Here is a 25061-nt window from a genome sequence, read left to right as displayed (position 1 = left end):
GGGTCTGCTGGTGCGGCACCCTGGATGGGTCGGAGAGCCATCGTTCAACCGTCTTCCTGGTCACTCCGACTCTACGGGCGAGGGCGCTACGCGTCGCACCGGACCTTGTCCCCGGTGCCCGGATGTGAAAGCTGCGCCGCGTACCACGAGCGGTGGCGCGACGCGACGGATCCCGTCTGCTCGTCGTTCGACCTCTCACAGGCGGTCGACCACTCCGTGGAGATCCGCCGGCATCCGCACACGGAACTGTTGCGGGGGGACCGAACATCGCCATGACCACCGTCCCCGCGCCCCGCCGGCACCGGTGGGGTACTGTGACGCGACCTACGCAGAGCTCGACCGAGGAGGTGGGACCCATTACCGCAGTGTCAGGCCGGGTGCTCCCCACTCACGGCCGCGTGGTCCGTCCGAGAGGCTGAGACCGCGGGAGCGCCCGTGAAGCGCCCCGAAAGGTTTCCATGTCGGCAACACCCTCCCTCTCTTCCGTCGTCACCACCCTCCGCGCCGCCGGCTGCGTCTTCGCCGAGGACGAGGCGCGGCTCCTGGTCTCCGCCGCCGACAGCCCCGCCGGGCTCGCCGACATGGTGAGCCGCCGCGCGGCCGGGCAGCCCCTGGAACATGTCGTCGGCTGGGCCGAGTTCCACGGTCTGCGGATCGCCGTCGACAGTGGGGTCTTCGTCCCCCGGCGCCGTACGGAATTCCTCGTGCGACAGGCGACCGCCCTGATCCATCAGGCCCCCGCCGGGCGGCCCGCCGTCGTCGTCGACCTCTGCTGCGGCTCCGGCGCGCTCGGCGCCGCGCTGCTCGCGACCGCGCACCAGCCCGTCGAGCTGTACGCCTCCGACATCGACCCGTCGGCCGTCGCCTGCGCCCGCCGCAATCTCGCGTACGGCGGCACGGTTCTCGAAGGGGACCTCTTCGACGCCCTGCCGGACGACCTTCGGAGCCGTATCGACATCCTCCTCGCCAACGTGCCCTACGTACCGACGGAAGAGGTCCCCCTGCTGCCGTCCGAGGCGCGCGAGTACGAGCCGCTGGTGGCCCTCGACGGCGGCGCCGACGGGCTGGACGTCCTGCGGCGCGTGACCGCGCGGGCGCCGGACTGGCTGGCGCCCGGCGGCCATCTGCTCTTCGAGACGAGCGAGCGCCAGGCCCCGGGCGCGGTCGCCACGGTCAGGGCCGACGGCCTCGCCCCGCGTGTCGTGACCTCCGAGGAGTGGGACGCCACCGTCGTCGTCGCCCAACTCCGGGGCTCCCGGCTCGGACCGGTGTCGCTCAGCCCGGACCCCCGGGGTCCCGCGCCCGTCACTCCGTGATCCTGAGATCTCGTCGTTCCGTCATTCCGTCTTTCCATCAAGACTCGAACGCACAACAGCGTCCACCGACCCACAACTGCCTTCTGCGTCAACACTATTGACACTCAGGTTTCAGGAGTTTTACGTTCCTTTACGTCTGAGAGCGCTCTCGGACTTCCTTCCCCCCATGACTTCGAGGTGCCGTCCATGCCCACCTCCCGCTCCAGACCCGCCTCGGTGCTGGTTCTGGTCACCGCCGTGGCCGCCGTAGGACTGGGGCCCGCCGCCGGTCCCGCGTCCGCCGCGAACATCCCCGTCGGCTCCGGCAGTTACTCCGACACCCGCCCCGCCGGCACGTCGGGCCCCACCAACAACGTGGGCGCCCCCGTCACGCCCAAGCTGACCGAGCAGGCCAAGGACAGGCCGGTGCCCACCAACGACTGGTGGACGTCGCTCGCCTATCAGCGGTACGGCGACAACCCGTACTCCACCCCGATGTACGGCCACCCCCTCACCTACCAGGCGACCGCGGGCGGGCTGGAGGTCGGCTACCCGACGACCCCCGCCATCGTGGGTGACGGACGGCAGTACGAGTACGCGCACAAGGCCGATCTCACCCTGGGCCTCACCGGCCTCAACTCCGCCGACACCAAGGCCGACGACTGGTCCGACTGGACCGTCACGCCCTACTGGTCCGACGGCACCCGCACCCTGCGGACCACCATCGGCCACGGCATGCCCTACGTGTACGCCAAGGGCTCGGGCGGCGACGCGAGCATCACCACCGCGTCGGCCCCCACCGTCTTCTCCGACGACGGCAACGTCCTCGGCATCACCGTCGCCGGACACCACTACGCGCTCTTCGCGCCGACCGGCAGCGACTGGTCGGTCTCGGGCTCCACCGTCACGGCCGGACTCGGCGACAAGGACTACTTCTCGCTCGCGCTCCTGCCCTCCGAGGACGCGCTCGCGACCTACGCCAAGTACGCCTTCAGCTTCGTCACCGGCTCCACGACGAGTTGGAACAGCGAGGGCGGCGACGTCCAGGCGACGTACACCCTCACCACCGAGCCCCAGGAGGGCACCGAGAAAGGCACGCTCCAGGCCCTCTACCGGCACCAGTGGCTCAACACGACCGACGAACTCACCCCGTACACCTATGTGTCACCGCGCGGCACGATGAAGGTGCGCGAGTCCACCACCTTCACCACCCGCCAGCAGGCGTCCGGTGTGCTGCCCGCGCTGCCGGAGTCCAGCGGTGTCGACACGGCCGCGCTCAAGGCGCAGTTGGACGAGGTGGTGAACGCCGGCGACCCGTTCTCGGGCGCCACGGACACCTACTGGACGGGCAAGGCGCTCGGCCGGCTCGCCCAACTGGCCCCGATCGCCGACCAGATCGGCGAGACCGCGACGCGCGACAAGATCGTGGATCTGCTCAAGGGCCGCTTGGAGGAATGGTTCACGGCGGGCGGCGCCAGTGAGTTCAGCTACGACAACGACTGGAAGACGCTGACCGGTTACCCCGCCTCGTACGGCAGCGACACCGAACTCAACGACCACCACTTCCACTACAGCTACTACGTCTACGCCGCGGCGATCGTCGCCCAGTACGACCAGGCGTGGGCCGCCGAGTCCGCCTGGGGCGGCATGGTCGAGACGCTGGTACGCGACGCGGCCAACCCGAGCCGTACGGACAGTGACTTCCCGTTCCTGCGCGGGTTCGACGTGTACGCGGGCCACAGCTGGGCCTCCGGACACCAGGGCTTCGCCGCTGGCAACAACCAGGAGTCGTCGTCGGAGTCCATCAACCTCAGTGCGGGACTGGTCCTCTGGGGCTCGGCGACGGGCAACGACGAGCTCCGTGACCTGGGTTCGTATCTGCTGGCCACCGAGTCCGAGGCGATCGGCCAGTACTGGTTCGACGCCGACCAGGAGGTCTTCCCGGCCGAGTTCGCGCGCGGCACGGTCGGCATGGTGTGGGGGAGCGGCGGCGCGTACTCCACCTGGTGGACCGCGAACCCCGAGGAGATCCACGGCATCAACGTCCTTCCCGTGACCGGGGGTTCACTCCACCTTGGCCGTGAGAAGGAGGCCATCGGCCGCAACATCGCCGAGATGGAGGAGCAGAACGGCGGGCCCGCCGTCGAATGGCGCGACATCCTCTGGGAGTTCGAGGCGATCTCCGACCCGGCGGGGGCCAAGGCCAAGTGGGACGCGGGCCAGGCTGCCCTGTCCCCGGAGGCCGGCGAGTCCAAGGCCCATGTCCACCACTGGATCGGCACCCTCGACGCGGTCGGCGCCCCCGACCCGACCGTGACCGGGTCGATCCCGACCTCGGCCGTCTTCACCAAGGGCGGGGTGAGCACGTACGCCGCGCACAACTTCGCGTCGACGGAGCAGACGGTCACCTTCTCCGACGGCACGACGCTCACGGTGCCCGCCCGCTCCGCGGCGAGCACCACCGGCTGAGCGCACCCGAGGTCACCACGACCGGCGACCTCGCCCACCCCCCCCACCAGCGGCGGGTCCCGGCCCGAGACGACTCTCAGGCCGAGGCCCGCCGCACCAGCGTCGTCGGCGTGATCACGGACGCGGGCGCCCGCGTCTCCTCGCTGTCCTTGTCGAGCCCGCGCAGCAGCAGCCTGGCCATCAGCCGGCCCTGCCCCTCCACGTCCTGCCGGATCGTGGTCAGCGGCGGATCCGTGTCCTCGGCGATGGACACCATGTCGTCGAAACCGACCAGCGCCACCTCATCGGGCACCGCGATTCCGCGCTCGCGCAGCACCCGCAGCGCGCCGGACGCCATCAGGTCGTTGGCCGCGAACACCGCGTCCAGGTCCGGGCGCCGGTCCAGCAGGTCCTTCATCGCCCGCGCGCCGCTCTCCACCGTGAACTCGCCCTCGGTGATCAGGGCGGGGTCGGCGTCCAGGAGTACGTCGCGGTAGCCGTCGAGCCGGTCGGTGGACGAGGTCTGGTCGCGCGGTCCCGCGATGTGCGCGATGCGCTCGCGCCCGAGATCGCGCAGATACTGCACGGCCGCCCGCGCGCCGCCGCGATTGTCGGCGTCCACGTACGGCACGCCCTGATCGCTGGGGGCCGACGTCCAGCTCGGCCGGCCGCCGTACACCGTCGGCGTCCCCGACCGGCGGATGATCGCCGGCAGCGGGTCGTCGATGTGCAGCGAGAAGGCGAGGGCGCCGTCGACATGGCCGCCCGCCAGATAGCGGGCGATCCGTTCGAAGTCGCGGGGGCCTTCGAGCAGGAGCAGCACCAACTGGGTGTCGTGGGCGGTCAGTTCCTTGCTGATGCCGCGTATCTGCTGCGAGAAGAACGGGTCGGAGAAGATCCGGATCTCCGGCTCGGCGATGATCACCGCGACCGCGCCGGTCCGCCGGGTGACCAGTGTGCGGGCCGCGTGGTTCGGCACGTACCCCAGTTCCTCCACGGCCCGCAGCACCTTGTCGACGAGCGGCTGCCGCACCCCGGCACCGCCGTTGACGACCCGGGACGCGGTGGCCCGGGAGACGCCGGCACGTGCCGCGACGGCTTCCAGTGTGGGCCGGGACCCAGGTGACTGCTCGGGCAAGGCGGGTACTCCTCCTCGGTGGCCGCGCGGCTGGGCACGGCCCTGTTCCGGCCGGTGGACATTCCGGTCGAACGGGCGGCGTCCACGCTCTGGACGGACCCGGCGGCGGGGGACGGATGACCGTACGGGCAGCCGGGACCGGTACAGGGTATCCGCTGCCCCCGCCACGCAGAGAGCGCTCCCTGGAGCCCGTATACCCGCCTCAGCAGGGACGGCGCGCATTCCCCGACATCCGGCTGATCGCGGACAGCCCTCTGTCGCACCGTTGTTCACCGGAGTACGTTTCCGCACCAAGGGAATTCCGTTCACGGGGCATTCGTTCTTCGGGCCGCCCCGCCGAGCCTCGGAGACCGCACCTGATGACGTCCCGGATTCGCACGCTCGTCCTGTCGGTGGCGGCAGCCGCCCTCGTCGTCCCCCTCACCGCACTTCCCTCGTCGGCCGTCACCGCAGTGCCGGCCGACACACCGCCCCGTACGGGCTTCGAAGAGAACGGCGGCGCCGACTGGACGACCCTGGCGCAGGAGCAGGAGTTCCTCGCCGCCGTCGACCGAGGCGGCGACGGAGTCACCGTCAGCACCATAGGCACCACCAAGCAGGGCCGCCCGCTCAACCTCGTCGAGCTGGGCAACAAGCGCTCGGTGACCAGCCTGCTGCTCATCTGCAGCCAGCACGGTGACGAGCCGTCGGGCCGGGAGGCGTGCCTCACCACCGTCCGCGACCTGGCCTATCCCAAGGACCGCGCGACGAAGCGCTTCCTGGACCGTACGAGCGTCCTCGTCGTTCCCACCGCCAACCCCGACGGCCGCGCCGCCGACACCCGCGGCAACTCCGACGGCGTCGACATCAACCGCGACCACATCGCGCTCAAGACGGCCGAGGGCCGCACCATGGCCGCCCTCACGCGCGACCGCGAGCCCGACGTCATCTACGACCTGCACGAGTACGGGGCCACGCCGCCGTACTACGACAAGGACCTCTTCGACCTCTGGCCGCGCAACCTCAACACCTCGTCGCGGGTGCACAAGGAGGCCCAGACCCTGTCGGAGGCGTACGTACGCCCGGCCGCCCGCGACGGCGACCACTCCATCGGCACCTACGGCATCTGGACCGACCCCGTCACCGGCGACCCGATCAGACAGACGGCGGGCGACGGCCAGGAGCGCATCCTGCGCAACGCCTCCGGCGTCAAGCACTCCGTCGGCCTGCTCATCGAGAGCCGCGTCGACCCCCGGTCCGAGGCCGAGGAGAACGACCCGTCGCTGAACCACCGGCGCCGCGTCGACAGCCAACTCGACTCCCTCAAGGGTCTGTTCGGCTATGCCGACGAGCGCCGCGTACAGATCGCCGCCGCCACCGCGCTCTCCCGCGCCGCCGGACTGCTCGACCACGGCACCGTCTACCTCGGCGGCGGCGACAACGAGCCCGCGACCCCCGAGGACACCCTGAAGAACCCGCCCTGCGGGTACCGGCTCGACGCCACCCAGTACGCGGATGTGAAGGACGAACTGGCGTTGCACGGCGTCAAGGCCCTGCCCTCGCGCGGTGACGGCGCCTTCGTGCCGCTGCGTCAGTCCCAGCGCAAACTCATCCCGCTTCTCCTCGACGGCCGTGCCACCTACCACCTCACCGTCGGACAACCCGTGACGACTTGTTGATAGAAAGAGACCCAGGTCACATGCGCTGAGGCGGAACGGAGCCCCGGCGCATGCTCCGCGAAACCCCGAAAGGTGTTGCCCGTGCCGAAGGACGCAGAGAAGTCGGGAGCCGAAGGAGGTCCGCCGCCGGTCATGACCGGCGAGCCGGGCCACCCCCAGGAATCCCAACACCCCCAGACCGACAGGGTCGTGTTCGGTGTCACCGCCGTCCTCACGCTCGCCTTCGTCATCTGGGGCTCCGTCGGCACCGACTCCTTGGAGGACGCGTCCAGCTCCATGCTCTCCGGCCTCATCCACAACGGTGGTTGGGCCTTTGTCCTGGTGGCCTCGGGCTTCGTCGTCTTCGCCCTCTGGCTGGCGATCAGCCGGTACGGCAAGATCACCCTCGGTGACGAGGGGGAGAAGCCCGAGTTCAGGACCGTCTCCTGGGTCGCGATGATGTTCAGCGCCGGCATGGGCATCGGCCTGATGTTCTTCGGCGTGAACGAACCGCTCACCTTCTTCACCGACCCGCCCCCCGGCACCAACCCCCCGGACGCGGCGGCGGCCACCGAAACGGCCATGGCCACCACGCTGTTCCACTGGACCCTGCACCCCTGGGCCATCTACGCCGTGGTCGGTCTCGCCATCGCGTACAGCACCTTCCGGCGCAAACGCCGCCAGACGATCAGCGCGGTCTTCGTGCCGCTCATCGGAGAGAAGCACGCGTACGGCACCACGGGGCGCGTCATCGACATCCTCGCCATCTTCGCGACGCTCTTCGGCTCGGCCGCCTCGCTGGGCCTCGGCGCGCTCCAGATCGGCAGCGGCTTCACCGAGCTGAACTGGCTCGACTCCGTCAGCACAGGACTCCTCGTCACCATCATCGCCGTCCTGACCCTGGCGTTCGTCGCCTCGGCGGTCTCCGGCGTCGAGAAGGGCATCCAGTGGCTCTCCAACACCAACATGGTGCTGGCGCTGATCCTGGCCCTGTTCGTGTTCATCCTCGGTCCGACCGTCTTCGTGCTCGACCTGCTGCCGACGTCGATCGCGTCCTACTTCGGCGACCTCGCCCAGCTGGCGGGCCGCACCGAGGCCAGCAGCGGCCGGGGAGTCGCCGAGTGGCTCGGCAGCTGGACGGTCTTCTACTGGGCCTGGTGGATCTCCTGGACGCCCTTCGTCGGCATGTTCATCGCGCGCATCAGCCGTGGCCGGACGATCCGTCAGTTCGTGGGCGGCGTCATCCTCGTACCGAGCACCGTCAGCCTGATCTGGTTCGCCATCTTCGGCGGATCGGCCATCAGGCTCCAGGAGGACAAGGGCCGGCTCACGAAGGAGGCGACGCCCGAGGGCCAGCTCTTCGCGCTGCTCCAGGACTTCCCGATCGCCACCGTCACCAGCCTGCTGGTGATGATCCTCGTCGGCATCTTCTTCGTCTCCGGCGCCGACGCCGCGTCCATCGTGATGGGCACCCTCTCCCAGAAGGGCCACTTCGAAGCCAGCAAGTACGTGATCGTCTTCTGGGGTGTGCTGACCGGCGCCGTCGCCGCGGTGATGCTGCTCGTCGGCAATGGCCAGGGCGACGCGCTGCAAGGGCTCCAGAATCTGACCATCCTGGTGGCCGCGCCGTTCGCGCTCGTCATGATCGGGATGTGTGTGGCACTGATGCGCGACCTGCGCCGCGACGCGCAGATCGTCCGCGGCGAGCGGGGAGTCGAGGTCGTGGAGTCGGCCGTCATCGCCGGTCACGAGCAGTACGACGGCGACTTCGAGATCCAGATCGGCCCGACGCCGGACGACGAGCCGAGCGGAAGCACGCCGGAGACGTCGGCGCCACGCTGATCCGACCGGTGCGTACGGGGGCCGTCCGGCGGGTTCACCCCGCCAGCCGGGCGGCCTCCTCCGCACAGCCCCACGCCACGGTGACGCCCGCGCCGCCATGACCGTAGTTGTGCACCAGCCTTGTACCGTCCGGCAGTTGGACCGCCTCGACCCGTACCCGCGCCCGCGCGGGGCGCAGCCCCACCCGGTGCGCGAGCACTCGCGCGCCCGCCACCTCAGGCCGGAACGCGGCGCAGCGCTCCACGATGGCGGCGGCGGTCGCCGGGTCGGGCCGCGTGTCCCACGCGTGGTCCTCGGCGGTGCCGCCGAGAATCAGCCCGAACGGCTGCGGGAAGAGGTACGACGTACCGGCCGCGTCCCCGGAGGCCGACACCAGCCACTCCTCGATCCCCGGGTTCTCGACCACCACGAGCTGTCCGCGCACGGGGAACACCCACGCGTCCGGCACCAGTTCACGGGCGCCGAGCCCCGAGCAGTTGACCACGACGGGGGCCTGTGCGGCCGGCTCCTCCAGAGAGCCGGCCGTACGCCGCTCCACGCTCCCGCCGGCGGCGCGCAGCCGCTCCTCCAAGTACCGCAGATGCGCGGGCATGTCGATCAGCGGCAGCCGGCCGCGCAACGCCTGGGCGCACCCGTCCGGCAAACTAGGGCCTCCCGCAGCTCGGGAAGTTCGCCCGCCCAACTCCCCAGCCCGCTCAGCGCGGTGCCGGTCATCAGCCCCGCCGCACGCGTACGCCCGTCGCCGAGGGATCGCGCGCCGGCGCCACGTACTCGCGCAACGACCGCAGGGACCACGGGTCGACCCGCGCGGCGGGCTCTATCCGGTACGGCCAGAACAGCGCGCCCGCCACCGCCGACGTGGTGCGCTCGGCGGGGTCCCGCGACCACACACGAACACGCCGCCCCCGCTCGGCGAGCACGACGGCGCTCGCCAGCCCGACAACCCCGCCACCGACCACGATCACCGTGTCATCCATGCCGGAAAGGTAGCCGCGACGAAATCGGGTGGACAGACCGCCGGCGGGCGGCGATGCTCGGTCCAGCCGACGATGGCCCCGGCGAGCCGCGAATCGCCGTACGACATGACGGACAAGAACACAGAGCCCCGGAGGCCGACGGCCTCGCGCCGATGACCGCGATCCGCCCGCGCACCCCGGGCGAACTGCGCCGCAGCCGCCGGCCGCGGGCCCACTCCTGCTGGGACCACCTCTACGCGGCTCCGCTGTGGCCGCTGCACGGCGCCAACCTCGGCACCCTCGCCCGCACCTGCGACGCGGTCGGCGCCTGCCTCGCCCTGCCGCGCTTCCCATGGGTCCCGGAGGCGCTCGCGCGCGGCAACACCCTGCGCAGACCCCTGTGCGTCCACTGGACGGGCGACCCGCTCGGCTGGCTGGGCAGGCAGCGGGAGCGCGGGGCGCGCGTCGTGGGGGTCGAGCTGGCCGACGAGGCGGTACGCCTGGCGGACCTGCCCGCCGCCCGGCAGCCCACCGTGATGGTCCTCGGCCACGAACAGCACGGCATCCCGCCCGAAGCCCTTGACCTGCTGGACACCTGCGTGGAAATCCCCATGCTCGGCACGGGCGCCAGCCTCAACGTCGCCGTCGCCGGCAGCCTGGCCCTCTACAAACTGGCGGGCCTCCTCTGACCACGGACCCACTTCCTCCGCAGCCTAGAATCGACGGTCTGATGACTGCCACTCTCGTCGCCAAGAATCTCGCCGCAGGCCACGGCGACCGCTCACTCTTCGCGGGACTCGACCTCGTCGTCGCGCCCGGTGACGTGATCGGTCTCGTCGGGGTCAACGGAGCCGGGAAGTCGACCCTGCTCCGGCTGCTCGCCGGGCTCGACACCCCCGAGGACGGGGCGCTGAGCCTGTCCCCGCCCACCGCCACCGTCGGCCACCTCCCGCAGGAGCCCGAGCGGCACCCCGGCGAATCCGTGCGGGGCTTCCTCGCGCGGCGTACGGGCGTCGCCGACGCCCAGGTCGCCCTCGACGCGGCCACCGAGGCCCTGGTCGACGGCGCGCCCGGCTCGGACGACGCGTACGCCGCCGGCCTGGAGCGCTGGCTCGGACTCGGCGGCGCCGACCTCGACGAGCGCGCGGAGGAAGTGGTCGCGTCCCTCGGCCTGACCGTCGGCCTCGACCAGCCGATGACCGCCCTCTCCGGCGGCGAGGCCGCCCGTGCCGGCCTGGCGTCCCTGCTGCTGTCCCGCTACGACGTCTTCCTCCTGGACGAGCCGACCAACGACCTCGACCTCGACGGACTCGAACGCCTCGAATCCTTCGTCACCGGCCTCCGCGCGGGAACGGTCGTCGTCAGCCACGACCGCGAGTTCCTGACCCGCACCGTCACCAAGGTCCTCGAACTCGACCTGGCCCAGCAGCAGGTGAACCTCTTCGGCGGCGGCTACGCGGCGTATCTCGAAGAGCGCGAGCGGGCCAGGCTGCACGCCCGCGAGGAGTACGACGAGTACGCAGACAAGCGCTCGGCGCTCCAGGGCCGGGCCCAGATGCAGCGCTCCTGGATGGACAAGGGCGTCAAGAACGCGCGCCGCAAGGCCACGGACAACGACAAGATCGGCCGCAAGTTCCGCTCCGAGTCCACGGAGAAGCAGGCGGCGAAGGCCCGCCAGACCCAGCGCCAGATCGAACGCCTGGACGCCGAGGCCGTCGATGAGCCCCGCAAGGAGTGGGAACTCCGGATGGAGATCGCCTCGGCGCCGCGCTCCGGTTCCGTGGTCGCGACCCTGAACGGCGCCGAAGTCCGGCGCGGCGACTTCCACTTCGGACCCGCCTCGCTCCAGATCGACTGGGCGGACCGGATCGCCATCACCGGCGCGAACGGCGCGGGCAAGTCCACCCTGCTGGCGCTCCTCCTCGGACGGCTCTCACCCGACGAGGGCGCGGCCTCGCTCGGCTCGGGCGTCGTGGTCGGCGAGGTCGACCAGGCCCGCGCGCTGTTCCACGGCCCGGAGACGCTGCTCGACGCGTTCTGCGCGGCGGTCCCGGACACGGAACCGGCCGAAGTCCGCACGCTGCTGGCCAAGTTCGGCCTCAAGGCGGCCCACGTACTGCGCCCGGCGACGACGCTCTCCCCGGGCGAACGCACCCGCGCGGCCCTGGCGTTGCTCCAGGGCCGCGGAGTGAACCTCCTGGTCCTGGACGAACCGACGAACCACCTGGACCTCGCGGCGATCGAACAACTGGAGTCGGCACTCGACTCGTACGAGGGAACCCTGCTCCTGGTGACCCACGACCGCCGGATGCTGGGTTCGGTAAGGACGGACCGCCGAATCGAGGTCGCAGCGGGCAAGGTGACGGAGGCCTAGACCGCGCCCGCGATCGCAAGGCGGGGCGGCCCGCCCGTACTCGGCCAACGACAACCCCGGGAGCGTGCGCGCCGGCGATACGGCGGCGCCGCGCCAGATGCCTGCGCCGCCGCAGGGCACCGACGACCGGTCGGCCTGATGCGATCCGGGGCCGCGCGGAACTCTGCCATCGTGCTGTTCGTCGGGGCCTGGCGCACCGCGCCGGGCGTTGTGGTTACGCCCCGGGCGGGACCACAGGGAGGGCCGTCCCCCGGGCCCACCCTGCGGCGCGTCCCCGACGCCACAGTTGCGCACAGTGCCGGCCGGCCGAGATGGACCTCGGCCCCCGGGGCGCGCCCCTTCAACCGCCAAGCCCCGCCCTCCGCAGCGCGTCCGCCATCGCGCTGTTCGTCGGGGCCGGCTTCGCCGACGGTTGTCGCTTCCTGCCGCGGTCACCACCCCGGTCACCGCCCCGCTCGCCCCCGCCGGAGGCGCGCTTGCCGCCACGCTGCTGCGGCGCCCGCTCCCCGCCGCCCGGTTCCGGCTCGTCGTCCAGGCGCAGCGTCAGCGAGATCCGCTTGCGCGGGATGTCGACCTCGCGGACCTTCACCCGCACCACATCACCCGGCTTCACCACGTCGCGCGGGTCCTTCACGAACGTCCTCGACATCGCCGACACATGCACCAGCCCGTCCTGATGCACCCCGACGTCCACGAACGCCCCGAACGCCGCCACGTTCGTGACCACGCCCTCCAGCACCATCCCGGCGGTCAGGTCGCCGATCTTCTCGACACCGTCCATGAACGTCGCCGTCTTGAACGCCGGTCGCGGGTCCCGCCCCGGCTTCTCCAGCTCGCGCAGGATGTCCGTGACCGTCGGCAGCCCGAACGCGTCGCTCACGAAGTCGGCGGGCCGCAGCGAGCGCAGCGCCCCCGCGTTGCCCATCAGCGTCGCGACCTCGCTGCCCGTCGTCTTCACCATCGCGCGGACCACCGGATACGCCTCCGGGTGGACGGACGACGCGTCCAGCGGATCGTCCCCGTCCCGGATCCGCAGGAAGCCCGCGCACTGCTCGTACGCCTTCGGCCCCAGCCGCGCCACATCCTTCAGCGCGCGCCGCGAGCGGAACGGCCCGTTGGAGTCCCGGTGGGCGACGATGCCCGCGGCGAGACCCGTGCCGATGCCGGAGACCCGCGAAAGCAGCGGCGCGGACGCGGTGTTGACGTCGACGCCGACACCGTTCACACAGTCCTCCACGACCGCGTCGAGCGAGCGGGAGAGCTTCACCTCGGACAGGTCGTGCTGGTACTGGCCCACGCCGATCGACTTGGGGTCGATCTTGACCAGCTCGGCGAGCGGGTCCTGGAGCCGCCGCGCGATCGACACGGCGCCCCGGATCGAGACATCGAGGTCGGGCAGCTCCTGGGAGGCGAACGCGGAGGCGGAGTACACGGAGGCGCCCGCCTCCGAGACCATCACCTTCGTGAGCTTCAACTCCGGGTGCTTCGCGATCAGTTCGCCCGCCAGCTTGTCCGTCTCACGGGACGCCGTCCCGTTGCCGATGGCGATCAGGTCGACGGAGTGCTCGGCGCAGAGCCGGGCGAGCTTCGCCAGGGACTCGTCCCACTTGTTCGCCGGGACATGCGGATAGATCGTGTCGATACCGACGACCTTGCCCGTCGCGTCGACGACGGCGACCTTGACCCCCGTACGGAAGCCCGGGTCGAGCCCGAGCGTCGCACGGGTCCCCGCGGGCGCGGCCAGCAGCAGATCGCGCAGGTTCGACGCGAAGACGCGTACCGCCTCGTCCTCGGCGGCCGTACGCAGCCGAAGCCGCAGGTCGATGCCGAGGTGCACGAGGATCCGGGTGCGCCAGGCCCAACGGACCGTGTCGGCAAGCCACTTGTCGCCCGGCCGGCCGCGGTCCGCGATGCCGAAGCGGCGGGCGACCATGGACTCGTACGCGCTGGGCCCCGGCTGCGCGGCGGCGTCGTCGTCCGCCTCGGGCTCCAGGCTGAGGTCGAGGATCTCCTCCTTCTCGCCCCGGAGGAGCGCGAGCATCCGGTGCGAGGGAAGCGCGGTGAAGGCCTCGGCGAAGTCGAAGTAGTCGGCGAACTTCGCGGCCGGACCCTCCGTGGCGTTGCCCTTGCCCTCACGTACCTTCGCCGTGAGCCGCCCGCGCGTCCACATGCGCTCGCGCAGCTCACCGATGAGGTCGGCGTCCTCGGAGAAACGCTCGGTGAGGACGGCGCGGGCGCCTTCCAGCGCGGCGGCGGCGTCCGCGACACCCTTGTCGGCGTCGACGAACGCCGCCGCGGCGGCCAGGGGGTCCACCGACGGATTGGCGAGCAACCCGTCGGCGAGCGGTTCGAGCCCGGCCTCACGGGCGATCTGCGCCTTCGTGCGCCGCTTGGGCTTGAACGGCAGATAGATGTCCTCAAGGCGCGACTTGGTGTCGGCGGCCCGGATCCGCGCCTCCAGGGCCTCGTCCAGCTTGCCCTGTTCGCGTACGGACTCCAGGATCGCCGTCCGGCGCTCCTCCAGTTCGCGCAGGTAGCGCAACCGCTCTTCGAGCGTGCGCAACTGCGTGTCGTCGAGCATCTCGGTCGCTTCCTTGCGGTAGCGGGCGATGAACGGGACGGTAGACCCGCCGTCCAGCAGCTCGACGGCCGCCTTCACCTGCCGCTCACGTACGCCGAGTTCCTCGGCGATCCTGCCTTCGATGGACGTCGTCACGTTCTCCCCGACCCGGCTCTCGTGCTGGCTGTGCTTGTGCCTGCATTGTGCCGGGTGGCCGGGGGCCGTGTCGCGCGCCCTCTCTCGTAAGACAGTCGTGGCGGGAGGCGGCCGGGTCAGACGCGGCGCGGGCGACCGCCGCCACGGGCGCCGCGCGAGGCGCCGCCGAAGAGCTTGGCGACGAGCCGGAACGGCAGGGAGACCACGGTGGCGAGGGCGCCACCGACGGCGCGGAGTGCATCTGCGATGGCACGCATGAGATAAGCCTCCTGGTAGACGTACGGGCCTCTCTTACGGGCCCGCAGTCCGCGCGTTGCCGCTCAGCCGACCCGCAAACGTCAGCTTTTGCCGATGAGGTCCGCCGGGAACGCCCCGTTGCCGGTCGCCGCGACGAGGAATCCGCGCGCCAGCTCCGTCAGACGCTCCACCCCCTCGGCGCCCAGGTGCTCGTACGGCGCGCTGTCGAGCCGGTCCGTGTGGTCCTCCAGCCCGGCGCGGAGCGCGGTGCCCGCCTCGGTCAGCTCGCCCGCCTCGTCCAGCAGCCCGCGCTCCCTCAGCCGGCCGGCGGCGGCGTCCCAGTCCGTACGGTGCCAGCCCCGGGTGCCGAGCACCCAGCGCGGGGTCATGCCCTTGCCGGTAGCGGTATGGCTGACCAGCGCCTCGACCGGGTCGAGCCCGGCGGACAGCAGCGCGGTGAGATGACCGTCACCGCGGTGTTCGCGCAGCAGCGTCGCCGCGTGCCAGTAGGCGAGATGCGGCTGCTCGGGGACCGGCAGGTCGGCGTGTGCGGCGTAGAGCGGCCGGGCGGTGCGGGTGCACGCCTCGGTGGCGCGCAGGGCGAGCCGGGCCGCCTCCGCCATCTCGTCGGACGCGACGGCCTCCTCACCAAGGACGCGCCGCAGGGTGGAGTCGACGGCGCGCAGCCTGGCGTCGAGGACGGTCTCGGGCGAGACGACGCGCCAGACGGCGGGGACGTGCTGGGCGACCAGCTCGTAGCTGAAGTTGTAGAAGGCGGCGGCGATCACACCGGGCCCGACCGCGCCCATCGCGGCACCGCGCCCGGCGAAGTACACGGCGCGCGGGTGGCCGACACCGGCACCGGCGAGCTCTTTGCCGAGGTCCGGGGAGAAGTAGACCGTCGAGTGGAGGGGATTGACGGCGTTGTGACAGCGGCGTCCGGCGCGCGGGGCGAGAGTGGTCATGCCCGTACGTTACCGACTGGTCGGTACGCCCGGGAACCCCGGGGACGCGACCCACACGCGCCCCCGGCCGGACAGAACCCGGCCCCGGGCTCTACTCCCGTACCGTCCACCCGAACCGCGGCTCACGCCGTTCCAGGAACGCCGTCACGCCCTCCGCCCGGTCGCCGCTGACGCGCGCCTGCTCGTCCCAGTACGCGTCCCGGTCCTCGCGGCCCGCCGCGAACTCCTTCGCCGCCGCCTGCGTCAGCCGGGAGCGCGAGGTCAGTACCCGGGTGAACTCGGCCACCCGCTTGCCCAGTTCGCCGGGAGCGAGCACCTCGTCCACCAGGCCGACCCGCAGTGCGCGCTCGGTCTCGATCAACTCCCCCGAGAACAGCAGGTACTTGGCGGTCGAGGGACCGACCAGCGAGACCAGCCGGCGGGTCGACGACGACCGGTAGACGACAGCGAGCTTCGCGGGCGTGATCCCGAACCGCGCGCCCTCCTCCGCGAACCGCAGATCGCACGCGACCGCCAACTGGGCGCCGCCGCCCACGCAGTAGCCCCGTACGGCCGCGAGCGTCGGCTTCGGGAACGCGGCCAGCACCTCCTCCGCCCGTACGCTGAGGTCCCGTATCGCGTCGCCCGGCTCGCGCAGCGCCGCGATGTCGGCGCCCGCGCTGAAGGAATCACCGGCGCCGGTGAGTACCAGCGCGTGTACGGCGGGGTCCGTCGCCATCCCGGCCAGCAGTTCGGGCAGCGCCCGCCACATGTCCGGGGTCAGCGCGTTGCGTTTGGCGGGATGGGTGATCGTGACGGTGGCGATCCCGTCGGCGACGGCGGTGGTCAGCCGTGGCGGTGCGGGCTCGGTGGGCTCCATGGCCCGGATGCTATCCGGGCCCGCCGAACCCGCTGTTACCGACGGGTGGCACCGTCCGGCGGGGGAGAAGCGTACGGACCGGGCAGATCGGACAGATGGCCCGCACGGGCGCGCGCCTTTCACAGACGGACAGGAAAACGACACGGCCGGTCAGTCGTCCGACTTGATGGAACGCACCCGGCCGCAATCCGTCGATAGGTGCTGACTTCTGTTCAGTTCCCTGGTCCGCGCGGCCTCGTTCCCAAGACTCGGAGTCCGATGCACAGCGCGCTCGGAGCGCTGGTAAACCGAGGGTGGGTGTGCCGCGGTGATGGAGAGCCTCGGGAGTGTTCCGGCCAGACCGATGCCGTACGAGGGGGTCTGGCGGTTCACGGCCCCCGCGGTCGAGCTCTCCGTGCCGCATGCCCGGCACGCCGTACGTGACCTGCTGGTCCGGCAGGGCGCTCCGGCGTCCGACGAGACGGTCCAGGGGCTGCTGCTGATCGTCTCGGAGCTGGTGACCAACGCCGTACGGCACGCGGCCCTGCTCTCGCCCGAACTGGCGGTGGAGGTCGCCATCGCCGCCGACTGGGTCCGGGTGTCCGTGGAGGACGACCATCCGTACCGGCCGAAGGCGCTGGAACGGGACTACGCGCAGACCGGCGGGCGCGGTCTGCTGCTCGTCCGGGAGATTACCCGGGAGGCAGGCGGCACCTGCGACGTCGAGCACACGGCGAGCGGCGGGAAGATCGTCTGGGCGCTGCTCCCGCTGTCGCCCGACACCGTGGCGGCGCCGGCCCAGGAGGTCGTGCCCGCCCAACAGGCCGTGCCCGTCCAGGAGGGCCTGCCGACGCGGGAGACCCTGCCGGTCCAAGAGGCCGTCCATGAGGCCCAGGGGCATCCCGTACCCCCGGCGGCCCCCTGATCACAGGGGGCCGAGCGAGCGCTACCAGCCCCCGGCGGGCCCCGTGAGTTCCCGGATCGCCGGGCGCGCCGCGTCGAGCACGGTCATGAACCACGCCGAGAACGGCGCCGTCCGGTGCCGCTCCGCCAGCTCCACCGGCGTGACGTACGCCGTGTCGCCGATCTCCGCGGGGTTCGGCCGCAGCGTCGCCTGCGGGAGCCCCACGAAGAGGTGGTTGTACTCGTGCTCGACCAGCCCGGACCCCGGGTCCGGGTGGTTGTAGCGGACCGTGCCCGCCTCGGCGAGGAGCTTGGGCGAGATGCCGAGTTCTTCGTACGTACGCCGGGCGGCGGCGGCGAAGGGCGCCTCACCGGGATACGGGTGCCCGCAGCAGCTGTTCGACCAGACACCGGGGGAGTGGTACTTGCCGAGCGCGCGGCGCTGGATCAGCAGCCTGCCCTGCTCGTCGAAGAGGAAGACGGAGAACGCCCGGTGCAGCTGACCCGGTGGCTGATGGGCCGCGAGCTTCTCCGCGGTGCCGATGGTGTTGCCGCCCTCGTCGACCAGCTCCAGCATGATCGCTTCTTGTGCGCCGCCGTTCGGCGAGCTGCTCGTCGCAGTGACAGGTGTGGTCGGCATAGCCATCCTTCGCATCGGTCCTCGGCCCCCAAGTCTGCCGTACAAGAGTCTCCTGTCCGCACTTCCGCGAAACGGGCATGTCCGGCCCCGGAATGTGCTCCGCGGGGGCGGACATGGCTGTTACGGCCAGGCTTTCGCGGGCGGCGGACCCGCTCAGTGGCAGAGGTTCGCCTCGTGCTCGGCGTGCCCCACGGGCTCCAGCTGGAAGGTGCAGTGCTCGACGTCGAAGTGGGAGCCGAGGCACCCCTGGAGATCGTGCAGCATCTTCTCGTGCCCGACGCTGTCCAGCACCGACTGGCTCACCACCACATGCGCCGAGAGCACCGGCATGCCCGAGGTGATCGTCCAGGCGTGCAGATCGTGCACGTCCTCCACGCCGGGAAGCGCCACTATGTGCTCCCTGACCTCGGCCATGTCCACGCCCTTGGGCGCCGCCTCCAGCAGTACGTTCAGCGTCTCGCGCAGGAGCTTCACCGTCCTCGGGACGATCATCAGGCCGATCACCAGGGAGGCGATCGGGTCGGCCGCCTGCCAGCCGGTGGTGAGGATGATCGTCGCGGAGACCAGGACCGTGACCGAACCAAGGGTGTCGGCCAGCACCTCCAGATACGCCCCGCGCACATTGAGACTCTCCTTCTGCCCGCGCATCAGCAGGGAGAGCGAGATGAGGTTCGCGACCATACCGACGGCCGCGAAGATGATCGCGAGCCCGCCCTTGGTCTCGGCGGGGGTGATGAAGCGCTCGATCGCCTCGAAGAGCAGGAAGCCGCCGACGCCCAGCAGGAGCAGACAGTTGGCGAGCGCGGCCAGGATCTCGGCGCGGGCCAGCCCGAACGTACGGTTGCCCGTCGTCGGGCGGTTGGCGAAGTGGATCGCGAGCAGCGCCAGCGCGAGCCCGACGGCGTCCGTGGCCATATGGGCGGCGTCGGCGACCAGCGCCAGGGAGTCGGAGGCGATGCCGCCGATGATCTCCATGACCATGACCGAGAGGGTGATCCCCAGCGCGATCCGCAGCCGCCCCGCGTACGCGGCGGTCGTGGTCCCCGGCGGTGGCGCGCCGCCGTGCGTGTGCCCGTGATCGTGCCCAGCCCCCATGGGTTTCCTCCCGGTGTGTTCGAGCCGATGCGGCCAGTGAACTACGGGTGGGGGGTATCGGGCAACACGGGGCTGAACACCGTTGTCATTACCCCTGACCTGCGGTGATGTCCGCAGGTCAGAGGAGCGGCAAGATCGTTTACAGCTCAGTCCGCCGACAGCTCGGGGTGCCGCAGCCGCCAGCCTTCCCACGCCGATTCGACCATTTCGCGTACCCCGCGCCGCGCCGTCCAGCCCAGGTCCGCGGTGATCGAATCGACCGAAGCGACGGCCTTCGCCGCGTCGCCCGGCCGGCGCGGTTCGACGACCGGGGGAGCCCGGTGGCCGGTGACCTCGCCCACCAGATCCGCGAGCTCGCGCACCGAGACGCCCTCGCCGCGCCCGATGTTGTACGTCACGTCGCCGGGCACGTCCTGCGCGGCCAGCCGCCGGGCCACCGCGAGATGGGCGTCGGCGAGGTCGGCGACATGGATGTAGTCCCGTACGCAGGTGCCGTCGGGCGTCGGATAGTCCGCGCCGAAGATCCGCACCGGCTCGCCGCGGGTGATCCGGTCGAAGAACATCGGGATGATGTTGAACACCCCGGTGTCCGCCAGCTCGGGGCGCGCCGCCCCCGCCACGTTGAAGTAGCGCAGACACGCGGTGGACAGCGAGTGGGCCCGGCCCGTGGCGCGTACCAGCCACTCGCCCGTGAGCTTCGTCTCGCCGTACGGATTGATCGGCACGGCCGGGGTCTTCTCGGTGATCAGCTCCACGTCGGGCACGCCGTACACGGCGGCCGACGACGAGAACAGGAACCGCTCGACCCCGGCGGCGACCACGGCTTCCAGCAGCACGGTGAGTCCGTGCACGTTCTCCCGGTAGTAGGTGAGCGGCCGCTCGACCGATTCGCCGACCTGCTTCTTCGCGGCGAGATGCACCACACCGGTCACCGCGTGCTCGGCCAGCGCCCGGTCGACGGCCTCCCGGTCGAGCAACGAGCCCCGCACCAGGGGGATTTCGGCGGGCAGCCGGTCCGCGACGCCGGACGAGACATCGTCGAGGACGACGACGCGCTCACCCGCCTCCGTCATGGACCGCGCCACATGCGCCCCGATGTACCCCGCTCCACCTGTGATCAGCCAAGTCATGCCGTCAGCCTAGGCGGTGCCGTTCGGGTGGTCGGAGGGTCGCCCCGAGCGGTCGCCCCGGGCGGCCCGGTAGTCGTACGGTTACCGGACGTTCACCCGGCGGTCGTGGCTTCGACGGTGCAGACCGTGCGGAGTCGGATATGTCTAACGGAGCCCGTGCGGGTATCCGACGGCCACGGTTTGTGAGGCGGGGCACCGATCGACAATGATGATCTCCCGGCGGGCCGGAATTGGCCCGGCTCATGGCGTCCGGGGCATGAACAGGCGATGAACGCGGTCTTCCGTTCATCCGATAGCCTCTGCCGACATGCCGCCGGCCCGGACTCCGGGGCAGAGCCGCCGCACGTCCGCCCTGTCAGTGTCAAGGAGTGAATTCGTCTGTCGACCGCCATCCTCACCGGCACACCGGTACCCGGATCGCCGCTCGAAGGCGATCTGCGGTCGCTGGGATTCGACGTGCGCACCGCGCCCGACGCCGCCGCGGCCCTGAGCCTGCTCGCCGCGGTCCCCACCGCTGACCGCGTCGCCCTGGTCGACCAGCGCTTCGTCGGTCATCTCCACACGCTGCGGCTGGCGTTGACCGATCCCCGGTTCCCGGCGGCGGCCGTCACCGGCGCGCTGACCGCGCGCCCCGAGGCACGTGCGGCGCTCTCCGCAGCGCTGACCACCGTGACGAACGGCACGGCCGCGGGCCGTACGAGCGCGACGACCGACGCCCCCGCCGTACGCACCGGTGGCACCGGCCTGGTCACCGAGGCCGGCCGGCCCGTCACCCACACCGCGCCCGCCACCACCGAGCTCCCCCTCGCCGACCGGGTCACCGCCGCGCTCGAAGCCGACGGCACCGACGTACGGCACCCCGAACTCGGCTCGCTCGTCGCCGCCGTCCCCGACGCACCGGCCGCCCGCGAACAGGCGCTCGCCGCCGTCGCGGCCGTGGACGACGAGGCGGTACGGCTGCGCTCCGCCGTGAAGGCCCGCGACGGCTTCTTCACCACCTTCTGCATCAGCCCCTACTCCCGCTACCTCGCCCGCTGGTGCGCCCGGCGCGGTCTGACCCCCAACCAGGTCACCACCGCGTCCCTGCTCACCGCCCTGATCGCGGCGGGCTGCGCGGCCACCGGCACCCGGGGCGGCTTCGTCGCCGCCGGACTGCTGCTGCTCCTCTCCTTCGTACTCGACTGCACCGACGGACAGCTCGCCCGCTACTCGCTCCAGTACTCCACGCTGGGCGCCTGGCTGGACGCGACCTTCGACCGGGCCAAGGAGTACGCGTACTACGCGGGTCTCGCACTCGGCGCGGCCTGCGGTGGTGACGACATCTGGGCCCTCGCGCTCGCCGCGATGGTCCTCCAGTCCGTCCGCCACTACGTCGACTTCGCCTTCAACGAGGCCAACGCCGACAGCACGGCCGCCACCGTCAACGGCAAGGCCGTCGTCGGCACCCCCACCACCGCCCTCTCCAGCAGGCTCGACAGCGTCGGCTGGACAGTCTGGGTGCGCCGGATGATCGTCCTGCCGATCGGCGAGCGCTGGGCGATGATCGCGGTCCTCACCGCCGTGACCACGCCCCGGATCGTCTTCTACGCGCTCCTCGCCGGCTGCGCGTTCGCCGCCTGTTACACCACCGCCGGCCGCGTCCTGCGCTCGGTGACCCGCGAGGCCGTCCGGACCGACCGCGCCGCCCAGGCGCTCGACGACCTCGCCGACACCGGACCGCTCGCCGAACTGGTCGCCCGCGCGGTGCGGCGCCCGGCCCGCGCACTGCCCGGCATACTCCCGCTCCTGATCGCCGTCGCGGGCGGCGCCGCCGCCGTCGCGACCGCGGCCTTCGGCCCGCTCGGCAGCCCCGTACTCGTCCTCGGCGCGCTCGTGTACGTCATCACGTCGGGGATCGCCGTGGCCCAGCGGATGGGCGGCCCGCTCGACTGGCTCGTCCCGCCGGTCTTCCGGGCGACCGAGTACTGCGCCGTCCTGGTCATCGCCGCCCGCACCGACGTCCCCGGCGCCCTGCCCGCCGCTTTCGGGCTGGTCGCGGCCGTCGCCTACCACCACTACGACACCGTGTACCGCATCCGTGGCGGCGCCGGAGCCCCGCCCCGCGGGCTGGTCCGGGCACTCGGCGGACACGAGGGCCGCACGCTCCTCGTGGCCGCGCTCGCCGCCTTCTCCACGGCCGAATCCGACCTGTCGCCGGGACTGACGCTGCTCGCCGTCGCCGTCGCCGTGATCGCGCTCACGGAGTCCATCCGGTTCTGGGTGTCCTCGGGAGCCCCCGCCGTACACGACGAAGGAGAAACCGCATGATCGGCCTTGTCCTGGCAGCCGGTGCCGGAAGGCGTCTGCGCCCCTACACCGACACGCTCCCCAAGGCCCTCGTGCCCGTGGACGGCGACACGACCGTCCTCGACCTGACGCTCGGCAACTTCGCGGAGATCGGGCTCACCGAGGCCGCGATCGTCGTCGGCTACCGCAAGAAGGCCGTGTACGAGCGCAAGGCGGCCCTGGAGGCGAAGTACGGCCTCACCCTCACCCTGGTCGACAACGACAAGGCCGAGGAGTGGAACAACGCCTACTCCCTGTGGTGCGCCCGCGACATCATCAAGCGCGGCGTGATCCTCGCCAACGGCGACACCGTCCACCCCGTCTCCGTCGAGCGCACGCTGCTCGCGGCCCGCGGCGACGGCCGGAAGATCATCCTCGCCCTCGACGCGGTGAAGCAGCTCGCCGACGAGGAGATGAAGGTCATCACCGAGGCGGACAACGGCGTACGCCGCATCACGAAGCTGATGGACCCCACCACCGCCACCGGCGAGTACATCGGAGTCACGCTCATCGAGCCCGAGGCCGCCGACGAACTCGCCGACGCCCTCAAGGCCACCTTCGAGCGCGACCCCGACCTCTACTACGAGGACGGCTACCAGGAACTCGTGGACAGAGGCTTCACCATCGACGTCGCCCCCATCGGCGACGTCCCCTGGGTGGAGATCGACAACCACGACGACCTCGCGAAGGGCCGTGTCATCGCGTGCCAGTACTGACCCGACTCATCCCGTCCCCGGTCGTCGTCGACATCACCAGCGGCGCCATGGACGACCTCGCCGGCCTCCTCGCCGACCAGCGGATCTCCGCGTCCGGCAGGCTCGCCCTCGCCGTCAGCGGCGGCTCCGGCCAGGCGCTGCGCGAGAAGCTGGCGCCCCTGCTGCCCGACGCCGACTGGTTCCTGGTCGCGGACGGCACGATCGACTGCGCGGTCAAGCTTGCCGACGACATAAAGGGCAAGCGGTACGACGCGGTCGTCGGGCTCGGCGGCGGCAAGATCATCGACGTCGCGAAGTACGCGGCGGCCCGCGTGGGCCTGCCGATGGTGGCCGTCGCCACCAACCTCTCGCACGACGGCATCTGCTCGCCGATCGCCACCCTGGACAACGACAACGGCCGTGGCTCGTACGGCGTCCCGACGCCCATCGCCATCGTCGTGGACCTCGACGTCATCCGTGACGCCCCGGCCCGCTTCATCCGCTCCGGCATCGGCGACGCGCTCTCCAACCTCTCCGCCATCGCCGACTGGGAGCTGTCCCACGAGATCACCGGCGAGCCCGTGGACGGCCTGGCCGCCGCCATGGGCCGGACCGCCGGCGAGGCCGTCCTGCGCCACCCCGGCACCGTCGGCAACGACGCGTTCCTCACCGTCCTGGCTGAGGCGCTCGTCCTCACCGGTATCGCCATGTCGATCAGCGGCGACTCCCGCCCGTCGTCCGGCGCCTGCCACGAGATCAGCCACGCCTTCGACCTGCTCCACCCCAAGAGGGCGGCCAGCCACGGCGAGCAGGTCGGGATCGGCGCCGCCTTCGCGATGCATCTGCGCGGCGCCCGCGAGCAGTCCGGGCTCATCGCCGAGGTCCTGCGCAGACATGAGATGCCGGTGCTGCCCGAGCAGATCGGCTTCACCGCCGACGAGTTCGTGCGGGCCGTCGAATACGCGCCCCAGACCAGACCGGGCCGCTTCACGATCCTCGAGCACCTCGACCTGTCCACCGACCAGATCAGGGACGCGTACGCCGACTATGCCAAGACCATCAGTAGCTGAACTCCGTCCGGTCGTTCACCCCCCGGGCGTCAAGGACCGGCGGAGCGGCGAGCACTGGGGGGGCCGGCTCTACATGCGCGAGATCTCCCTGCGCGTCGACCGGTACCTGGTGAACACACGGGTCACGCCCAACCAGCTGACCTATGTGATGACCGTCGCCGGCGCCCTGGCCGCCCCCGCCCTCCTGGTGCCGGGGATCGCGGGCGCGGTACTCGGCGTGCTGATGGTCCAGCTCTATCTGCTGCTGGACTGCGTCGACGGTGAGGTCGCCCGCTGGAAGAAGCAGTACTCGATGACCGGGGTGTATCTGGACCGGGTCGCCGCCTATCTGTGCGACGCCGCTGTCCTGGTCGGCTTCGGGCTGCGCGCCGCCGACCTGTGGGGCTCGGGGCGGATCGACTGGCTGTGGGCCTTCCTCGGTACGCTCGCCGCCCTCGGCGCCATCCTGATCAAGGCGGAGACCGACCTGGTCGGCGTCGCCCGCCATCAGCAGGGCCTGGCCCCCGTGAAGGAGGCGGCCTCCGAGCCGCGCTCGTCCGGCATGGCGCTGGCCCGCAGGGCCGCAGGGGCGCTGAAGTTCCACCGGCTCATCCTCGGCATCGAGGCGTCCCTGCTGATCCTGGTCCTGGCGATCCTGGACTCGGTCAGGGGCGACCTGTTCTTCTCCCGCCTCGGCGTCGCCGTGCTGGCCGGCATCGCCCTCGTACAGACACTGCTGCACCTGGTGTCCGTACTCGCCTCCAGCAGGCTGAGGTGA

General features: G+C 71.4%; 18 protein-coding genes and 2 pseudogenes. 11 read left to right on the top strand and 9 right to left on the bottom strand.

What is annotated here, in order from left to right:
- Positions 1-458 precede the first annotated feature (458 nt).
- Both OIE74_RS05605 and OIE74_RS05600 read left to right on the top strand, forming a co-directional pair.
- The gene (locus tag OIE74_RS05605) at positions 459-1316 is read left to right on the top strand and encodes a putative protein N(5)-glutamine methyltransferase (protein WP_329379018.1); all 858 of its coding nucleotides are present in this window, start codon (positions 459-461) and stop codon (positions 1314-1316) included.
- A gap of 186 nt (positions 1317-1502) precedes the next feature.
- Positions 1503-3764, top strand: coding sequence for a glycosyl hydrolase (locus OIE74_RS05600; protein ID WP_329379016.1), 2262 nt, complete (start codon positions 1503-1505; stop codon positions 3762-3764).
- 76 nt (positions 3765-3840) lie between these two features.
- On the opposite strand, the gene OIE74_RS05595 is transcribed toward OIE74_RS05600, so the two are convergent.
- On the bottom strand, positions 3841-4881 hold the full coding sequence (locus OIE74_RS05595; RefSeq protein WP_329379014.1) for a LacI family DNA-binding transcriptional regulator: 1041 nt from the start codon (positions 4879-4881) through the stop codon (positions 3841-3843).
- A gap of 359 nt (positions 4882-5240) precedes the next feature.
- Here OIE74_RS05595 and OIE74_RS05590 point away from each other — a divergent pair, with 359 nt between their 5' ends.
- Together OIE74_RS05590 and OIE74_RS05585 are read left to right on the top strand one after the other, a co-directional pair.
- Positions 5241-6539, top strand: a complete 1299-nt coding sequence (locus tag OIE74_RS05590) for a M14 family metallopeptidase (protein WP_329379012.1) — start codon at positions 5241-5243, stop codon at positions 6537-6539.
- A gap of 132 nt (positions 6540-6671) precedes the next feature.
- The gene (locus OIE74_RS05585) at positions 6672-8360 is read left to right on the top strand and encodes a BCCT family transporter (protein ID WP_329392178.1); all 1689 of its coding nucleotides are present in this window, start codon (positions 6672-6674) and stop codon (positions 8358-8360) included.
- Between the two features lie 34 nt (positions 8361-8394).
- Here the strand turns inward: OIE74_RS05585 and OIE74_RS05580 are convergent.
- A pseudogene (locus OIE74_RS05580) lies at positions 8395-9337 on the bottom strand (FAD-dependent oxidoreductase).
- A 152-nt stretch (positions 9338-9489) separates the two neighbouring features.
- Between OIE74_RS05580 and OIE74_RS05575 the strand changes: the two are divergent.
- Both OIE74_RS05575 and OIE74_RS05570 read left to right on the top strand, forming a co-directional pair.
- The gene (locus tag OIE74_RS05575) at positions 9490-10005 is read left to right on the top strand and encodes a TrmH family RNA methyltransferase (RefSeq protein WP_329379010.1); all 516 of its coding nucleotides are present in this window, start codon (positions 9490-9492) and stop codon (positions 10003-10005) included.
- 41 nt (positions 10006-10046) lie between these two features.
- Positions 10047-11690, top strand: coding sequence for an ABC-F family ATP-binding cassette domain-containing protein (locus tag OIE74_RS05570; protein WP_329379008.1), 1644 nt, complete (start codon positions 10047-10049; stop codon positions 11688-11690).
- 340 nt (positions 11691-12030) lie between these two features.
- On the opposite strand, the gene OIE74_RS05565 is transcribed toward OIE74_RS05570, so the two are convergent.
- The 4 genes from OIE74_RS05565 to OIE74_RS05550 form a co-directional block, all read right to left on the bottom strand.
- Positions 12031-14406 (bottom strand): Tex family protein, encoded by a 2376-nt coding sequence (locus tag OIE74_RS05565; RefSeq protein WP_329379006.1) that lies wholly within the window; start codon positions 14404-14406, stop codon positions 12031-12033.
- A 116-nt stretch (positions 14407-14522) separates the two neighbouring features.
- Entirely contained in the window at positions 14523-14663 is a 141-nt protein-coding gene (locus OIE74_RS05560) for an LPFR motif small protein (protein ID WP_329379004.1), read from the bottom strand.
- Between the two features lie 81 nt (positions 14664-14744).
- Entirely contained in the window at positions 14745-15608 is an 864-nt protein-coding gene (locus OIE74_RS05555) for an SCO6745 family protein (protein WP_329379002.1), read from the bottom strand.
- A 91-nt stretch (positions 15609-15699) separates the two neighbouring features.
- Positions 15700-16467, bottom strand: a complete 768-nt coding sequence (locus OIE74_RS05550; RefSeq protein WP_329379000.1) for an enoyl-CoA hydratase/isomerase family protein — start codon at positions 16465-16467, stop codon at positions 15700-15702.
- Positions 16468-16777: 310 nt separating this feature from the next.
- Here OIE74_RS05550 and OIE74_RS05545 point away from each other — a divergent pair.
- Positions 16778-17221 (top strand): annotated as a pseudogene (locus OIE74_RS05545) (ATP-binding protein); the annotation flags it as partial.
- Between the two features lie 171 nt (positions 17222-17392).
- Here OIE74_RS05545 and idi read toward each other — a convergent pair.
- The 3 genes from idi to galE all read right to left on the bottom strand — a co-directional run bounded on the left by idi (position 17393) and on the right by galE (position 20214).
- The gene (idi, locus tag OIE74_RS05540; RefSeq protein ID WP_329378998.1) at positions 17393-17989 is read right to left on the bottom strand and encodes an isopentenyl-diphosphate Delta-isomerase; all 597 of its coding nucleotides are present in this window, start codon (positions 17987-17989) and stop codon (positions 17393-17395) included.
- A gap of 153 nt (positions 17990-18142) precedes the next feature.
- On the bottom strand, positions 18143-19084 hold the full coding sequence (locus OIE74_RS05535) for a cation diffusion facilitator family transporter (RefSeq protein ID WP_329378996.1): 942 nt from the start codon (positions 19082-19084) through the stop codon (positions 18143-18145).
- Between the two features lie 146 nt (positions 19085-19230).
- Positions 19231-20214, bottom strand: coding sequence for a UDP-glucose 4-epimerase GalE (gene galE, locus OIE74_RS05530; protein ID WP_329378995.1), 984 nt, complete (start codon positions 20212-20214; stop codon positions 19231-19233).
- A gap of 378 nt (positions 20215-20592) precedes the next feature.
- On the opposite strand from galE, the gene OIE74_RS05525 reads away from it, so the two are divergent.
- Genes OIE74_RS05525 through OIE74_RS05510 form a run of 4 tightly spaced genes read left to right on the top strand, consistent with a single transcriptional unit; the run spans position 20593 to position 25061 of the window.
- Entirely contained in the window at positions 20593-22521 is a 1929-nt protein-coding gene (locus OIE74_RS05525; RefSeq protein WP_329392177.1) for a DUF5941 domain-containing protein, read from the top strand.
- Complete coding sequence (locus OIE74_RS05520) at positions 22518-23255, top strand: phosphocholine cytidylyltransferase family protein (protein ID WP_329378993.1); 738 nt, start codon at positions 22518-22520, stop codon at positions 23253-23255. The genes OIE74_RS05525 and OIE74_RS05520 overlap by 4 nt, the downstream gene beginning before the upstream one ends.
- Entirely contained in the window at positions 23243-24304 is a 1062-nt protein-coding gene (locus OIE74_RS05515) for an iron-containing alcohol dehydrogenase family protein (RefSeq protein ID WP_329378990.1), read from the top strand. Before OIE74_RS05520 ends, OIE74_RS05515 begins: the two co-directional genes overlap by 13 nt.
- Positions 24282-25061, top strand: a complete 780-nt coding sequence (locus tag OIE74_RS05510) for a CDP-alcohol phosphatidyltransferase family protein (protein ID WP_329378988.1) — start codon at positions 24282-24284, stop codon at positions 25059-25061. The genes OIE74_RS05515 and OIE74_RS05510 overlap by 23 nt, the downstream gene beginning before the upstream one ends.

Source organism: Streptomyces sp. NBC_01716, assembly GCF_036248275.1.
Classification (GTDB): Bacteria; Actinomycetota; Actinomycetes; order Streptomycetales; family Streptomycetaceae; genus Streptomyces.
The sequence above is the reverse complement of the archived record's forward strand: the minus strand, read 5'-3'. Positions and strand labels throughout refer to the sequence as shown.

Excerpts from the sequence above, each read along its gene's own strand:
- OIE74_RS05605 (WP_329379018.1), top strand. The coding sequence starts at position 459 with ATGTCGGCAACACCCTCCCTCTCTTCCGTCGTCACCACCCTCCGCGCC.
- OIE74_RS05600 (WP_329379016.1), top strand. The coding sequence starts at position 1,503 with ATGCCCACCTCCCGCTCCAGACCCGCCTCGGTGCTGGTTCTGGTCACC.
- OIE74_RS05590 (WP_329379012.1), top strand. The coding sequence starts at position 5,241 with ATGACGTCCCGGATTCGCACGCTCGTCCTGTCGGTGGCGGCAGCCGCC.
- OIE74_RS05585 (WP_329392178.1), top strand. The coding sequence starts at position 6,672 with ATGACCGGCGAGCCGGGCCACCCCCAGGAATCCCAACACCCCCAGACC.
- OIE74_RS05575 (WP_329379010.1), top strand. The coding sequence starts at position 9,490 with ATGACCGCGATCCGCCCGCGCACCCCGGGCGAACTGCGCCGCAGCCGC.
- OIE74_RS05570 (WP_329379008.1), top strand. The coding sequence starts at position 10,047 with ATGACTGCCACTCTCGTCGCCAAGAATCTCGCCGCAGGCCACGGCGAC.
- OIE74_RS05560 (WP_329379004.1), bottom strand. The coding sequence starts at position 14,663 with ATGCGTGCCATCGCAGATGCACTCCGCGCCGTCGGTGGCGCCCTCGCC.
- OIE74_RS05555 (WP_329379002.1), bottom strand. The coding sequence starts at position 15,608 with ATGACCACTCTCGCCCCGCGCGCCGGACGCCGCTGTCACAACGCCGTC.
- OIE74_RS05550 (WP_329379000.1), bottom strand. The coding sequence starts at position 16,467 with ATGGAGCCCACCGAGCCCGCACCGCCACGGCTGACCACCGCCGTCGCC.
- idi (WP_329378998.1), bottom strand. The coding sequence starts at position 17,989 with ATGCCGACCACACCTGTCACTGCGACGAGCAGCTCGCCGAACGGCGGC.
- OIE74_RS05535 (WP_329378996.1), bottom strand. The coding sequence starts at position 19,084 with ATGGGGGCTGGGCACGATCACGGGCACACGCACGGCGGCGCGCCACCG.
- galE (WP_329378995.1), bottom strand. The coding sequence starts at position 20,214 with ATGACTTGGCTGATCACAGGTGGAGCGGGGTACATCGGGGCGCATGTG.
- OIE74_RS05520 (WP_329378993.1), top strand. The coding sequence starts at position 22,518 with ATGATCGGCCTTGTCCTGGCAGCCGGTGCCGGAAGGCGTCTGCGCCCC.
- OIE74_RS05510 (WP_329378988.1), top strand. The coding sequence starts at position 24,282 with ATGCCAAGACCATCAGTAGCTGAACTCCGTCCGGTCGTTCACCCCCCG.